A 12,746-nucleotide genomic window follows, 5' to 3' on the forward strand; every position below is an offset into this window, starting at 1 on the left:
CGCGGCCGCGTGAAGGCGGGGCGGGCGGCGTCGCTCCGGCCGGTGCTTCGTGGGACAATGGCACGTCCCGCCGGTTCAGCCGGCCCCCTCCCGGATCACACTGGAGAACCCATGAATCTGCGCATCCTGACCGCTGGCGTCGCCCTGTCCCTGCTTGCCGCCTGTGGTGGCAAGGAGCAGGGCGCCCAGACCGCCGACGCCGGCGGCGAGGCCAAGGTCCTCAACGTCTACAACTACTCGGATTACATCGCCGAGGACACCATCCCGAACTTCGAGAAGGCGACCGGCATCAAGGTCACCTACGACGTGTTCGACAGCGATGAGATGGTCGAGACCAAGCTGCTGACCGGCGACAGCGGCTATGACATCGTGGTGCCGACGCTGAACTTCTTCGGCCGCCAGATCCAGGCCGGCGTGTTCCTGCCGCTGGACAAGAGCAAGATCCCGAACCTGGCCAACCTCGACCCGGAGGTGATGGCGCGCATCGCCGGCCAGGACCCGGAGAACAAGTACGGCGTGCCGTACATGATGGGCACCACCGGCATCGGCTACAACGTGGCCAAGCTCAAGGAGCGCTTCGGCGGCAGCACCGACATCGCCGGCAGCTGGGACCTGGTGTTCAAGCCGGAGAACATCGCCAGGATGAAGGACTGCGGGGTCACCCTCCTCGACACCCCGGCGGACATGATCCCGATCGCGCTGCACTACCTGGGCCAGGACCCGCACAGCACCGATCCGGCCACCATCCAGAAGGCCGCGGACCTGCTCAAGAGCATCCGCCCGTACGTGCAGAACTTCCACTCCAGCCAGTACGTCGGTTCGCTGGCCAATGGCAGCACCTGCCTGGTGGTGGGCTGGTCGGGCGACATCATCCAGGCCCGCGACCGCGCCGAGGAGGCCGGCAACGGCGTGGAAGTGGCCTATTCGATCCCGAAGGAAGGCGCGCCGCAGTGGTTCGACATGCTGGCCATCCCGAAGGATGCCAAGCACCCGGAGAACGCCTATGCGTTCATCAACTACCTGCTCGAGCCGCAGGTGGCCGCCAACAACACCAACGTCACCCACTACGCCAACCCGGTGAAGTCGGCCACGCCGCTGGTGGACGCGGCGATCCGCGAGGACCGCACCATCTATCCGCCGCAGGACGTGGCGGCGAAGATGTTCACCTACGCGATCAACCCGCCGGAAGTGGACAAGCTCTATACCCGGCTCTGGACCGAGATCAAGACCGGGCGCTGAGCCACGCGTTCGCAGGACTCCCCGGGGCCGCTGGGCGACCCCGGGGCCATGGCCCCCTTTCTGCGCGTCGCCCGTGCCTCTGGCCGGCCCCCTTGGACTCCAGGGGGCTGCGCCCGCGCCGGGCATGGCTGCCGCGCGCCTCCGGCCCGGGGGCCGTCGAACAGGACGTTCTTTCGTGAAAAAGCGTGGTGTCCCCGGCAAAACGCCGGCACTACACTACGCGCGCCCGTCCGTCCCGCCCGTTCCCGGAACCCTTCATGCCCGTTGATGCCAAGCCCGACATCCGGCCCGAGGCCATCGCCCTGAACAGCGAGCCCGGCTACCTGTCCATCCGCGACCTGCGCAAGGAGTTCGATGGCTTCGTCGCCGTCGACGACGTCAACCTGGACGTGCGCAAGGGCGAGATCTTCGCGCTGCTGGGCGGCTCGGGCAGCGGCAAGTCCACGCTGCTGCGCTGCCTGGCCGGCTTCGAGACCCCGACCCGCGGCCGGATCCTGCTCGACGGCCAGGAAATCAATGCGCTGCCGCCCTACGAGCGGCCGATCAACATGATGTTCCAGTCCTACGCGCTGTTCCCGCACATGACCGTGGAGCAGAACATCGCCTTCGGCCTGAAGCAGGACGGCATGGCCCGCGACGCCATCGCCCGCCGCGTCGGCGAGATGCTGGAACTGGTGCAGTTGCAGAAGCTGGGCAAGCGCAAGCCGCACCAGCTCTCCGGCGGCCAGCAGCAGCGCGTGGCGCTGGCGCGCTCGCTGGCCAAGAGCCCCAAGCTGCTGTTGCTGGACGAGCCGATGGGCGCGCTGGACAAGAAGCTGCGCTCGAAGATGCAGCTGGAACTGGTCAACATCATCGAGCAGCTCGGCGTGACCTGCGTGATGGTCACCCACGACCAGGAAGAGGCCATGACCATGGCCACCCGCATCGCGGTGATGGACCAGGGCTGGATCCAGCAGATCGGCAAGCCGGACGACATCTACGAGCAGCCGGCCAACCGCTTCGTCGCCGGCTTCATCGGCTCGGTGAACCTGTTCGAGGGCGTGATCGACGAGGACCTGCCCGAGTACGTCACCGTGCGCACCGCCGACTTCCCGGCACCGATCTACGTCGGCCACGGCATCACCGGCTATGAAGGGCAGCCGGTGGCGTTCGCGCTGCGCCCGGAAAAGGTGCACATCGCCAAGGACGAGCCCGCCGGCGACACCAACAAGGCGTTCGGGGTGGTCGAGGACATCGCCTACTTCGGCAGCCACTCGGTCTACCACGTGCGCCTGCCCAGCGGCGCCAAGATCCTGTCCAACTTCGCCAACATGAAGCGCTGGGACAGCGACGGCATCACCTGGAACGACGAGGTCTGGGTGAGCTGGGACGACAACGACGGCGTGGTGCTGACCTCATGAGCGCGCGCGGGCCGAACCCTGGCGGTTGGCGGCGCTGGCTGCCGGGCACCCGCGCCGGCGTGATCGGCGTGCCCTACCTGTGGCTGCTGCTGTTCTTCGCGATCCCGTTCCTGATCGTGCTGAAGATCTCGTTCGCGAAGATGGCGGTGGCGATGCCGCCGTACACGTCCATCGTGGCGTACGTGGACAACGCCTTCACCGTCAACCTCAACCTGGGCAATTACACCCAGTTGTTCGCCGACAGCCAGTACGTGGTCGCCTACCTCAGCTCGATCAGGATCGCGGTGATCGCCACCGTGCTCACCCTGCTGATCGGCTACCCGATGGCCTACGTGATCTCGCGCATGTCGCCATCGGCGCGCAACATCGCGATGATGCTGGTGGTGCTGCCGTCGTGGACCTCGTTCCTGATCCGCGTCTACGCCTGGATCGGCATCCTCGACAGCAACGGCCTGGTCAACCGCACGCTGCTGGGGATGGGCCTGATCGACCAGCCGCTGCAGATCCTGTACACGCCGCTGGCGGCCTATATCGGCATCGTCTACTGCTACCTGCCGTTCATGGTGCTGCCGCTGTACGCCAACCTGGTCAAGCTCGACCATCGCCTGCTGGAGGCGGCCTACGACCTCGGCGCCAGGCCGTGGCAGGCGTTCGTGCGCATCACCCTGCCGCTGTCGCGCAGCGGCATCGTCGCCGGCTGCATGCTGGTGATGATCCCGGCGGTGGGCGAGTTCGTCATCCCGGAAATGCTGGGCGGGCCGGACACGCTGATGATCGGCCGCGTGCTCTGGGGCGAGTTCTTCAACAACCGCGACTGGCCGCTGGCCTCGGCGGTGGCGATCGTGATGCTGATCCTGCTGCTGGTCCCGATCATCATCTTCAACCGGTCCCAGCAGCGCGCGCTGGAAGGGAAGCTGGCATGAGCATGGTCCGCGGCCAACGCTGGCTGGGCTGGGGCGTGCTGCTGCTCGGCTACGCCTTCCTGTACCTGCCGATCCTGCTGCTGATGCTGTATTCGTTCAACGCCTCGCGGCTGGCGACGGTGTGGGCGGGCTTTTCCACGCAGTGGTACGGCGAGCTGTTCCGCGACCGGCAGCTGCTGGACGCGGCCTGGGTCAGCGTCAAGGTCGCGTTCTGGACCGCGAGCGCGTCGATGGTGCTCGGCACCATGGCGGCAATGGCGATGACCCGCTTCCGGCGCTTCCCCGGCAAGACCGTGTTCGGCGCGCTGGTGACCGCGCCGCTGGTGATGCCGGAGGTGATCATCGGCCTGTCGATCCTGCTGATGCTGGTGTCGATGGGCGGCCTGTTCGGGCTGCCGTCCAAGGGCGTGGTGGCGATCTGGATCGCGCACGTCACCTTCACCCTGTCGTTCGTGACCGTGGTGGTGTCCTCGCGCCTGCAGGAGCTGGACCGCTCGCTGGAGGAGGCGGCCATGGATCTGGGCGCCAACCGGCTCAAGGTGTTCTTCCTGATCACTCTGCCGATCATCGCCCCGGCGCTGCTGTCCGGCTGGCTGCTGGCCTTCACCCTGTCGCTGGACGACGTGGTGATCGCCAGCTTCGTGGCCGGGCCCAGCTCGACCACGCTGCCGATGAAGATCTTCGCCTCGGTGCGCATGGGCGTGAGTCCCAAGATCAACGCGCTGGCCACGCTGCTGGTGCTGGCGGTATCGACCGTGGCGGTCCTCGGCTGGTGGATCTCCGCCCGCGCCGACAGGCGGCGCCAGCGCGACATGCAGCTGGCGCTGCAGGACAACGGTTGATCCGGCCGCAGGCCGGGCGCGGCCGGCGCCTGGCCTGCTGACGCGGGCGCAACGCCGGCGGCGCTACCATGGGCGCATCCGTTTCATGCAGGTGCAGCGCCATGGCTTCCTACCCGACCCTGAACCCCTTCGACGGCCGTGACCTGCGCACGGTCGAGCTGATGAGCGCCGTCGCCGTCGAGCAGCGGCTGGCCGCCGCGCAGGCTGCATTCCCGGCGTGGTCGGGCCTGCCGCTGGAGCAGCGCGGCGTGCTGCTGCGCCAGGTGGCCGCGGCGCTGCGCACGCGCCGCGACGAGATCCAGCGCACGATGACCCGGGAGATGGGCAAGCTGCGCGGCGAGGCGCTGGCCGAGATCGAGAAGAGCGCGGCGGCCTGCGAGTACTACGCCGACCATGCCGCCGGTTACCTCAGCCCGCAGCCGATCCCGACCGAGGCGCAGCGCAGCTACGTGGTCTACCAGCCGATCGGCTGCGTGCTGGCGGTGATGCCGTGGAATTTCCCGGTATGGCAGGTGTTCCGTTTCCTCGCACCGTCGCTGATGGCCGGCAACGTGGCGCTGCTCAAGCACGCCAGCAACGTGCCCGGCTGCGCCGACCTGATCGCCGCGGTGCTGGCCGATGCCGGCATGCCGGCCGGGGTGTTCGCGGTGCTGCACATCGACAACGAACAGGCGGCCGGGGTGCTGCGCGACCGCCGGGTCAAGGCGGTCACCCTGACCGGCAGCGAGCGCGCCGGCCGCGCCATCGCCGCCAACGCCGGCGACCAGCTGAAGAAGTGCGTGATGGAGCTGGGCGGCAGCGACGCCTTCGTGGTGCTGGACGACGCCGACCTGGACGCGACGGTGGCCGCGGCGGTGAAATCGCGCTTCGACAACGCCGGGCAGACCTGCATCGCGGCCAAGCGCTTCGTGCTGGTCGACGCCATTGCCGACGCCTTCGTGCAGCGCTTCGTCGCGGCGGCCAAGGCGCGGGTGTACGGCGATCCGCAGGACCCGTCCACCACGCTGGCGCCGCTGGCGCGCGCCGACCTGCGCGACGGCCTGCACCGGCAGGTGCGGCAGAGCATCGACCAGGGCGCCAGGGCGTTGCTGGGCTGCGAGCCGCTGGCCGGCACGCATGCGGGCTACCCGGCGTCGATCCTCGACCACGTCGCGCCGGGCATGCCGGCCTACGAGGAGGAACTGTTCGGCCCGGTGGCGGCGATCGTGCGGGTGAAGGACGAGGCCGAGGCGGTGCGGGTGGCCAACGACACCCCGTTCGGGCTCGGCGGCAGCGTGTGGACCGGCGACGCCGCGCGCGGCGAGCGGGTCGCCGCGCAGCTGCAGTGCGGCGCGGCGTTCGTCAATTCCGTGGTCAAGAGCGATGCGCGGCTGCCGTTCGGCGGCACCAAGCGCTCGGGCTTCGGCCGCGAACTGGCCGAGCACGGCATCCGTGAATTCACCAACATCAAGACCGTCTACGTGGCCTGAGCCGGTGCCGGCACGCGCGGTGCGTCAGCCGAACGGGTGATCGATCGACGGACTCTGCGGGGTCAGCAGTTCGGCGCCGTCGGCGGTGATGTGCAGGATGTCCTCCAGGCGCACGCCGAACCTGCCGGGGATGTAGATCCCGGGTTCGTCGCTGAAGGTCATGCCCGGTTCGAGCAGGCGGGTGTTGCCGCGGACCAGGTAATCCCACTCGTGCATGTCCATGCCGATGCCGTGGCCGAGGCGGTGGCTGAAGTAGGCGTAGTCCGGGCCGTAGCCGGCATCGACGATGACCTTGCGCGCGGCGGCGTCCAGCGCCTCCATCGCCACGCCGGGGCGCGCCGCCCGCAGCGCGCGGGTCTGCGCGTCGAGCACGATGTCGAAGACCCGGCGGATGTCGTCGCCGGCCTGGCCCAGCACCACGGTGCGGGTGATGTCGCTGGTGTAGCCGTCGGCCCTGCAGCCACCGTCGAAGATGACCGGCATGCCCTCGGTGAGCCGTTGCGGCGCATCCGAGCCGTGTGGCGAGGCGGTGTATGGACCGATGTTGACGTCGGCGCTGCCGCGCAGGCCGGTGCGGGCATAGGCCATGGCGACCAGCCCGGCGATGTCGTCCTCGCTCATGCCCGGTACCAGCGCCTTCCACACTGCCTCGTACACCGCCAGCGTGGTCTGGTTGGCCAGGCGCAACAGCGCCAGTTCCGCCGGGCTCTTGATGCGCCGGCAGCCGGCGGTGACCGGCCAGGCATCGACGAAGCTGGCGTGGGGCAGGGCGCCCATGATGCCCTTGCTGCGGAAGAACGGCACGGTCTCCTCGATGCCGATCGTGCCGTTGCCGGCGCCGACGCCGCGCAGCACCTGCGCGACCAGCGCATACGGATCCTCGTCTTCCTGCCAGCCGCGCACGTCGTTGCCGAGCCGGATCTGTTCCAGCGTGCGACCGCGTTCGAACTCGGGGGTGACATAGACCGGCTCGCCCGAGCGCGGCAGGATCACCCCGGTCAGGCGCTCGCTGTTCCACCAGTGCATGCCGGTGAAGTAGGTCAACGAGGTGCCCGCGCCGATGAACACCGCATCGATCCGGTGCCGCTCCATCAGCTGCTGCGCGCGTGCCAGGCGCTGCGCGCGTTCGCCGGCGCTGATCGGCACCACCCGCTGCGCGACCGGTTGCAGCGCGCGGATCGACGCGGGCAGCGCCGGCGCATCGCCGCGGCCCTCGGCAGCCAGCGCGCTGCCCGGCTGGCCCAGCACCGGCAGCGCCATGGCGCCGGCGGCCAGCGAGCCGCGCAGGAAATGCCGGCGGCGGTGATCGAAGAGGGCATCGTTGCGCATGGCGTTCCCCGCAGGGCAGTGATGTGGGTCGGAGTGGCCGCGGGCGGCGCGGGCCTACAGCCAGCCGGAACGCTTGAACAGCCGGTACAGCACCGCGCAGACCGCGCCGACGATCAGCACCAGCAGTGGGTAGGCGAAGCGTCCGGCCAGCTCCGGCATGTGGGTGAAGTTCATGCCGTACCAGCTGGTGATCAGGGTCGGTGCGGCCAGCAGCGCCGCCCACGCGCCGAGCTGCTTGACCGTCTCGCCCTGCGCCAGGGTGACCAGCGACAGGTTCACGCTCAGCGCGGTGCCGAGCATCTCGCGCAGGGTGTCGATGGCGTCGTTGACCCGCGCGGCATGGTCCTGCACGTCGCGCAGGTACAGCCGCGCGTCGTCGTTGAGCAGCTGCACCGGGTTGCGCTGCAGCTGCGCCAGCGCGTCCTGCAGCGGGGTGACCGCCAGCCGCATCTTGTTGAGTTCGCGCTTGAGGTCGTACAGGCGGATGACGGTGCGGCGCCGGTAGTTCTCTGCGAAGATGTCCTTCTCCAGCGAATCCAGCGTATCGCCGAAGCTGTCGGTGATCGGCAGGTAGTTGTCCACCACCGCGTCGAGCACCGCATACAGGCAGAACGACGGCCCCTGGGCCACCAGGTCGTGCTCGCGTTCCAGCCGCGCGCGTACCGGCGCGTACGACAGCGAGGCGCCGTGGCGCACCGTCACCAGATAGCGCGGGCCGAGGAAGGCATGGGTCTCGCCATAGCGGATGCGCTCCTCGACCACCTGCGCGGTGTGCACCACCACGAACAGCGAGTCGCCGTAGGTCTCCACCTTGGGCCGCTGGTGCGCCTTGCGCGTGTCCTCGATGGCCAGGTCATGCAGCCCGAACTCGGCCTGGACCTTGTCCAGCACGGCGTCGTCGGGTTCGTACAGCCCGACCCAGACAAAGCCCCGGCTGCTGGCTTCGAGCACGTCGCTGATCGAATCCAGCGACAGATTACGCAGCGTGCCGTCCTCGCCATACCAGGTGCAGTTGATGACGCAGGGCGGGTTGGCCGGCGCCACCGCGGGAGAAATACCGGGGTCCATGGACCGCATCGTGCCTCAGCCCGGCGCAGGCGCCAAGCCGCGGCGGCCCAGCGCCAGTGCCAGCGCCAGGTGGACCGGCAGCAGCAGCACGATCCACTGCATGTTGAACTGGGCCTGCAGCGACAGCCAATGCAGCGGCAGCGACAGCGCGGCGATGGCGGCCAGCGTCCACAGCAGCCAGCCGAACGCACGGCCCGGCAGGCGCCCGCGCAGCAGTTGCCAGGCGCCCGGCAGCAGGGCCAGCGCCAGCGGATTGAGCAGCAGCAGGTTGCGATTGCCCCAGGCGGCACGGTGTTCGCTGGCACCCCACAGATAGGCCAGCAGCACGCCGGCCACGCCACAGAACAGCCAGAACGGCAGCGCGACGCCACCGAGCATGCGCCGGTGGCGGCGCGCGGCGAAGACCAGCCCGGCCAGGACCAGGCCGGTCAGCAGCCAGGGCCACCAGGTGCGGTCATGCTCGCCCGGCTCGGCGGCCAGCCGTTGCGGCAGCAGTTCCTGTTCGGCCTGCACCAGCGGGCGTCCCTCGCTGTTGCGGGCCTCGCGCAGGCCGTCGGCCAGCCGCATCGGCACGAACGCCTCCTGCCAGCGCGACAGCGGCTGGTCGGCCCACGGGCCCAGGCCGAGGTCGAAGCCCAGCCACATCCACGGTGACGGCGAGGCCAGCCGCACCGCTTCGCTGCGGTAGGTGTTGCCGCGCGAACGCCCGGCCAGCTGCGACTGCAGGCCGCCGCCCATGGCGCGGTCGAGCGCGTCGCGCACCATCGTCGAGCAGTTGGCGGTGAAGTAGTCGTAGCGGTAGCGTGCATTCTCCGGCCGCGAGCGCTCGGCCAGGTCGTCGGCCAGCGCCTGCGCCTGCCGTGGCGGCAGGTCCAGCCACTGGATGGATGCGCCGCGCCCGGCGTCGCGGTACTGCGCAAGATCCTCGTCCAGCGGCAGCGCGACCAGGTAGTACATCATCCGCCCGCGCACGAAGTTGCCGATGAAGTCGGGCTCGGACGGGTCGAAGAAGCCGAAATTGTAGGAAGTGGCGGGGCCGCCGCCGGGCTCGGCCACCACCAGCGCGTCGTGGCCGAAACGTTCGAAGAACACCTCGCCGGGCTGCATCGTCACCACGCCGATGCGCGGCGCGCCGGTTGCGGCATCGGCGGCGGGGGTGGCCGCGGCCGATGCCACGCCGGCTACCAGCAGGTACAGCAGCGCGCACGCCAGCAGGCGTGCGAGCGGCAGGGCACGGCGCAGCGGCCGGGAGCGGCGCGGGGCGGTCAAGCGTCGTCCTGCGGGTCGGGCGGCAGCACGGTGACGTGGAAGGCCTGTACCCGCCGCGCATTGGCGCGCGCCACCCGGAACACGAAACGGTCCAGGGTGAGTTCGTCGCCGATCTCGGGCAGGTGGCCGATGGCCTCGGTGACCAGTCCGCCGATGGTGTCGTAGTCGTCGTCGGAGAACCCGGCGCCGAAGCGTTCGTTGAAGTCCTCGATCGCGGTCAGCGCGTCGACCACGTAGCGGCCGTCGGCCTGGATGGCGATCTGCGCGGTGTGGTCCTCGGCTTCGTCGTGCTCGTCGTCGATCTGGCCGACGATCTGCTCCAGCACGTCCTCGATGGTGACCAGCCCGGCGACGCCGCCGTACTCGTCCACCACGATCGCCATGTGGTTGCGCGAGAGCCGGAACTCCTTGAGCAGCACGTTGAGCTTCTTGGACTCGGGGATCAGCACCGCCGGGCGCAGCAGTTCGCGGATGGTGGCGTGGCTGTTGTCTGCGACCACGCCGCGCAGCAGGTCCTTGGCCAGCAGGATGCCGAGCACGTCGTCCTTGTTCTCGCCGTGCACGGGGAAGCGCGAATGGCCGGATTCGACCACCTGCTTCATCAGTTCCAGGAACGGCTGCTCGACTGGAAGGGACACCATCTGCGAGCGCGGGATCATCACGTCGCCGACGGTCAGCTCGGCCACCGAGATGGCGCCCTCCATCATGCGCAGGGTATCGGCGGCGATCAGGCCGTCCTGTTCGGCCGTCTGCAGCACGGCCACCAGTTCGTCGCGGGTATGGGGTTCGCCGGAGAAGGCCGCGCTGAGGCGTTCAAGCCAGCCGCGTTTCTTTTCGCCCAGCTCCGGGGGGGTACTACTGTCGTCTTCGGACATCTCTTCGTTCAGGGCACCCGGCGGACCGGGCGGTACGGAAAGTCTAGCAGGATGTCCGCGGGCGCCTGCTCAGCCCGGCGGCGTGTCCGCCGTGGCGCCCGCGGCGGGGGCCGGCACCTCGTTCTCGGCCGGCAGGTCCAGGCTGTAGGTGCAGCCGGCCAGGGTCTTGCCGGGGTGGGATTTGACGTTGGACACGCTCAGGATCACCGACTCGATCAGCGCCTCGCCGGTCCTGGCATCGTTGACGTCGCGGCTGACCAGCTCGCGGCCGGCCATGAACTTGCCGTCGGCGTCATAGCCGGTTTCCAGTTCCAGCGCCTTGGCCAGCGGCCGCGGATCGGCCAGGTCGAGGATCGCCATGATGCTGGAGCCGGCCATGGCGATATGGTCGGACGTATGGCCGAACACGGTCACCGGCGTGTTCAGCATGTACTCGTTCATGAACAGGTTGCCCTGCGGCAGCGGCCGCCAGCCCAGGGCCACCGCCTTGAGCGGATCGGCGGCGATCGGGGCCAGCGCGACGAACTCGCTCACGCTCTGGCGGCACTCGATCAGGGCGGGCAGGTCGATGGCCGGGTCGGCGAGTGCGGTGGCAGGCAGCGCGGCGGCGAGCAGCAGCGGTATCGGGCGGATCGTGGGCACGAGGGGCGGGGCGGTTGCAGGGACGCCCACGTTATCAGTGCGCGCTCATCCGCCGCCACAGCCAGTCGCCACCCCATCCCAGCAGGCGCAGCAGCAGGATCAGCGGAACGGCCAGCAGTGTGCACAGCAACAGCAGCGTTGCCGCCGCGCCGATCGCCTGCAGGGCCATTGCCGTGTTGATATGCAGGGTGAATGCCGCCTGGGCCGCATCGAACCGCGGAGCCAGGGCGAAGTACGCCGCCGCCAGCGCGAATGCCAGGCCAAGCATCAGGGGCGATGCACGGAAGAACGGCAGCGCCGCGACCGGACGCCCGGCGAACAGGCGGGCGATCGCGCGCCAGCCCATCGGCGCCGTCAACAGCGCCAGCCCTGCCACCCCCAGCGCCCACGTCGCGGGAAACGTGCGCGTGCCGAAGAGCGGCGCCATCAGCGACAGGCAACAGGTGGCCGCGAACGACACCAGGAACACCACGCCGGACACCATGCGTACGACGCGCCCGATGCGATAGCGTGTAGTGGACGGAACCGGGGCCGGGGTGTGGTCGTTCATCCTGAATGACTCCATGGCGATGGCTGACGCGATTGAATGATGGATCGCCGCCGGTTTCAACCCGGGGGCGGCGGTCAGCGCTCGCCGGCGTAGGGGTCGGCGATGCCCAGTTCGGCGAGGATCTCGCGCTCGAGCTGTTCCATTGCCTCGGCTTCCTTGTCGTCCTCGTGGTCCCAGCCGAGCAGGTGCAGTACGCCGTGCACGGTCAGGTGCGCGTAGTGCGCGTTGAGTGCCTTGCGCTGCTCGCCGGCTTCGCGCGCGACCACCGGCGCGCAGATCACCAGGTCGCCGAGCAGCGGGAACTTGACGCCCTTGGGCAGTCCTTCGGGAATCTCGGCCGGGAAGCTGAGCACGTTGGTGGCGTAATCCTTGCCGCGGTAATGGCGGTTCAGCGAGCGGCCTTCGCGGGCATCGACCAGGCGGATCGCCAGGTCGGCCTCGCGGATGCGTCCCTCCAGCGCCGCGGCGACCCAGCGCCGGAAACTCACCGCGGCCGGCAGCCCGGCGCGGGGCAGGGCGTAGCTGACGGCGACATCGAGACGGACGGGGCCCTTGGTCATGGCAGGTTCCAGCGATCAGGCAGTGCGGAGATGCACAGTATCGCGCGCAAGCCGTTTCACTGCGACTTCCACGCGTCCGCGTCGAAGGCGATTTCCACGATCTCGGCGGTGGTGCGCGGGTCGGCGATGCCGGCTTCTTCGGCGGACGCATGGCGGTTGTCGCCCAGCAGCAGGGTGATCTGGCGGACCGGTTGCGCGGCCCCCGCTTCCGGCGTCATGTCGTTGGATACATGAAGGGTGCGGCCTGCGCAGCCGCCGCCATTGGCCACCTGCAGGGCCGGGACCCGCATGCGCGCGGCCTCGTCGGCCAGCACCTCGAATCCATCCGGCGCAATACGCGCCTGCGCGGCCGGGGCGCGCAGCTTGAAGCAGCAGGGCTGCGTGCAGGACAGAGAGCCGTTGGAATACGGCGGCCAGTCCTGTGGCGGCAGGCGTATGCCCAGGTGCAGCTTGTGCCCGGACGGTTGCCCGACCTTGGCCTTGGCCGCGAGCACCGCCGCGTCGATGGCGGTGGCGGGCGGCGCGTCGCCCGTCTCCGGTCATGCCACCTCCCGCGCGGATCGGTGCCGGGCGTGCCGGC

13 protein-coding genes are annotated in these 12,746 nt (G+C 69.5%); 5 read left to right on the forward strand and 8 right to left on the reverse strand.

From position 1 onward, the window contains the following. Nucleotides 1-111 precede the first annotated feature (111 nt). The 5 genes from F0P95_RS09860 to F0P95_RS09880 all read left to right on the forward strand — a co-directional run bounded on the left by F0P95_RS09860 (nt 112) and on the right by F0P95_RS09880 (nt 5,873). Nucleotides 112-1,239: a polyamine ABC transporter substrate-binding protein gene (locus tag F0P95_RS09860; RefSeq protein ID WP_182334033.1), complete on the forward strand. Its 1,128-nt coding sequence runs from the start codon at nt 112-114 to the stop codon at nt 1,237-1,239. A gap of 257 nt (nt 1,240-1,496) precedes the next feature. Further along, complete coding sequence (locus F0P95_RS09865) at nt 1,497-2,639, forward strand: ABC transporter ATP-binding protein (RefSeq protein WP_182334035.1); 1,143 nt, start codon at nt 1,497-1,499, stop codon at nt 2,637-2,639. Beyond that, entirely contained in the window at nt 2,636-3,562 is a 927-nt protein-coding gene (locus tag F0P95_RS09870) for an ABC transporter permease subunit (protein WP_182334036.1), read from the forward strand. Before F0P95_RS09865 ends, F0P95_RS09870 begins: the two co-directional genes overlap by 4 nt. Beyond that, on the forward strand, nt 3,559-4,404 hold the full coding sequence (locus tag F0P95_RS09875; RefSeq protein WP_054664574.1) for an ABC transporter permease subunit: 846 nt from the start codon (nt 3,559-3,561) through the stop codon (nt 4,402-4,404). The genes F0P95_RS09870 and F0P95_RS09875 overlap by 4 nt, the downstream gene beginning before the upstream one ends. A 101-nt stretch (nt 4,405-4,505) precedes the next feature. Next, a complete protein-coding gene (locus F0P95_RS09880) occupies nt 4,506-5,873 on the forward strand; it encodes an NAD-dependent succinate-semialdehyde dehydrogenase (RefSeq protein ID WP_056932096.1) in 1,368 nt (455 codons plus the stop codon). Between the two features lie 24 nt (nt 5,874-5,897). Here F0P95_RS09880 and F0P95_RS09885 read toward each other — a convergent pair whose 3' ends face one another. The 8 genes from F0P95_RS09885 to F0P95_RS09920 form a co-directional block, all read right to left on the reverse strand. Continuing rightward, on the reverse strand, nt 5,898-7,202 hold the full coding sequence (locus tag F0P95_RS09885) for a M24 family metallopeptidase (protein WP_182334038.1): 1,305 nt from the start codon (nt 7,200-7,202) through the stop codon (nt 5,898-5,900). Nucleotides 7,203-7,256: 54 nt separating this feature from the next. Further along, the gene (locus F0P95_RS09890) at nt 7,257-8,270 is read right to left on the reverse strand and encodes a magnesium and cobalt transport protein CorA (protein ID WP_152985045.1); all 1,014 of its coding nucleotides are present in this window, start codon (nt 8,268-8,270) and stop codon (nt 7,257-7,259) included. Nucleotides 8,271-8,285: 15 nt separating this feature from the next. Next, nucleotides 8,286-9,539: a lipoprotein N-acyltransferase Lnb domain-containing protein gene (locus F0P95_RS09895; protein ID WP_182334040.1), complete on the reverse strand. Its 1,254-nt coding sequence runs from the start codon at nt 9,537-9,539 to the stop codon at nt 8,286-8,288. Next, nucleotides 9,536-10,414, reverse strand: a complete 879-nt coding sequence (locus F0P95_RS09900) for a CorC family transporter (protein ID WP_182334042.1) — start codon at nt 10,412-10,414, stop codon at nt 9,536-9,538. The genes F0P95_RS09895 and F0P95_RS09900 overlap by 4 nt, the downstream gene beginning before the upstream one ends. A gap of 69 nt (nt 10,415-10,483) precedes the next feature. Then, complete coding sequence (locus tag F0P95_RS09905; protein WP_182334044.1) at nt 10,484-11,056, reverse strand: hypothetical protein; 573 nt, start codon at nt 11,054-11,056, stop codon at nt 10,484-10,486. Nucleotides 11,057-11,090: 34 nt separating this feature from the next. After that, the gene (locus F0P95_RS09910) at nt 11,091-11,606 is read right to left on the reverse strand and encodes a hypothetical protein (RefSeq protein ID WP_182334046.1); all 516 of its coding nucleotides are present in this window, start codon (nt 11,604-11,606) and stop codon (nt 11,091-11,093) included. 74 nt (nt 11,607-11,680) lie between these two features. Next, on the reverse strand, nt 11,681-12,166 hold the full coding sequence (gene ybeY, locus F0P95_RS09915; protein ID WP_054664592.1) for an rRNA maturation RNase YbeY: 486 nt from the start codon (nt 12,164-12,166) through the stop codon (nt 11,681-11,683). Between the two features lie 56 nt (nt 12,167-12,222). Further along, nucleotides 12,223-12,660: a hypothetical protein gene (locus F0P95_RS09920; RefSeq protein WP_182334048.1), complete on the reverse strand. Its 438-nt coding sequence runs from the start codon at nt 12,658-12,660 to the stop codon at nt 12,223-12,225. Nucleotides 12,661-12,746 lie beyond the last annotated feature (86 nt).

Source organism: Stenotrophomonas acidaminiphila (assembly GCF_014109845.1).
Lineage (GTDB): Bacteria > Pseudomonadota > Gammaproteobacteria > Xanthomonadales > Xanthomonadaceae > Stenotrophomonas > Stenotrophomonas acidaminiphila.

What these genes read in the sequence shown, in the direction of transcription:
- ybeY (WP_054664592.1), bottom strand. Translation starts at nt 12,166, where the DNA reads ATGACCAAGGGCCCCGTCCGTCTCGATGTCGCCGTCAGCTACGCCCTG.
- F0P95_RS09865 (WP_182334035.1), top strand. Translation starts at nt 1,497, where the DNA reads ATGCCCGTTGATGCCAAGCCCGACATCCGGCCCGAGGCCATCGCCCTG.
- F0P95_RS09860 (WP_182334033.1), top strand. Translation starts at nt 112, where the DNA reads ATGAATCTGCGCATCCTGACCGCTGGCGTCGCCCTGTCCCTGCTTGCC.
- F0P95_RS09890 (WP_152985045.1), bottom strand. Translation starts at nt 8,270, where the DNA reads ATGGACCCCGGTATTTCTCCCGCGGTGGCGCCGGCCAACCCGCCCTGC.
- F0P95_RS09880 (WP_056932096.1), top strand. Translation starts at nt 4,506, where the DNA reads ATGGCTTCCTACCCGACCCTGAACCCCTTCGACGGCCGTGACCTGCGC.
- F0P95_RS09900 (WP_182334042.1), bottom strand. Translation starts at nt 10,414, where the DNA reads ATGTCCGAAGACGACAGTAGTACCCCCCCGGAGCTGGGCGAAAAGAAA.
- F0P95_RS09875 (WP_054664574.1), top strand. Translation starts at nt 3,559, where the DNA reads ATGAGCATGGTCCGCGGCCAACGCTGGCTGGGCTGGGGCGTGCTGCTG.
- F0P95_RS09870 (WP_182334036.1), top strand. Translation starts at nt 2,636, where the DNA reads ATGAGCGCGCGCGGGCCGAACCCTGGCGGTTGGCGGCGCTGGCTGCCG.
- F0P95_RS09885 (WP_182334038.1), bottom strand. Translation starts at nt 7,202, where the DNA reads ATGCGCAACGATGCCCTCTTCGATCACCGCCGCCGGCATTTCCTGCGC.
- F0P95_RS09910 (WP_182334046.1), bottom strand. Translation starts at nt 11,606, where the DNA reads ATGAACGACCACACCCCGGCCCCGGTTCCGTCCACTACACGCTATCGC.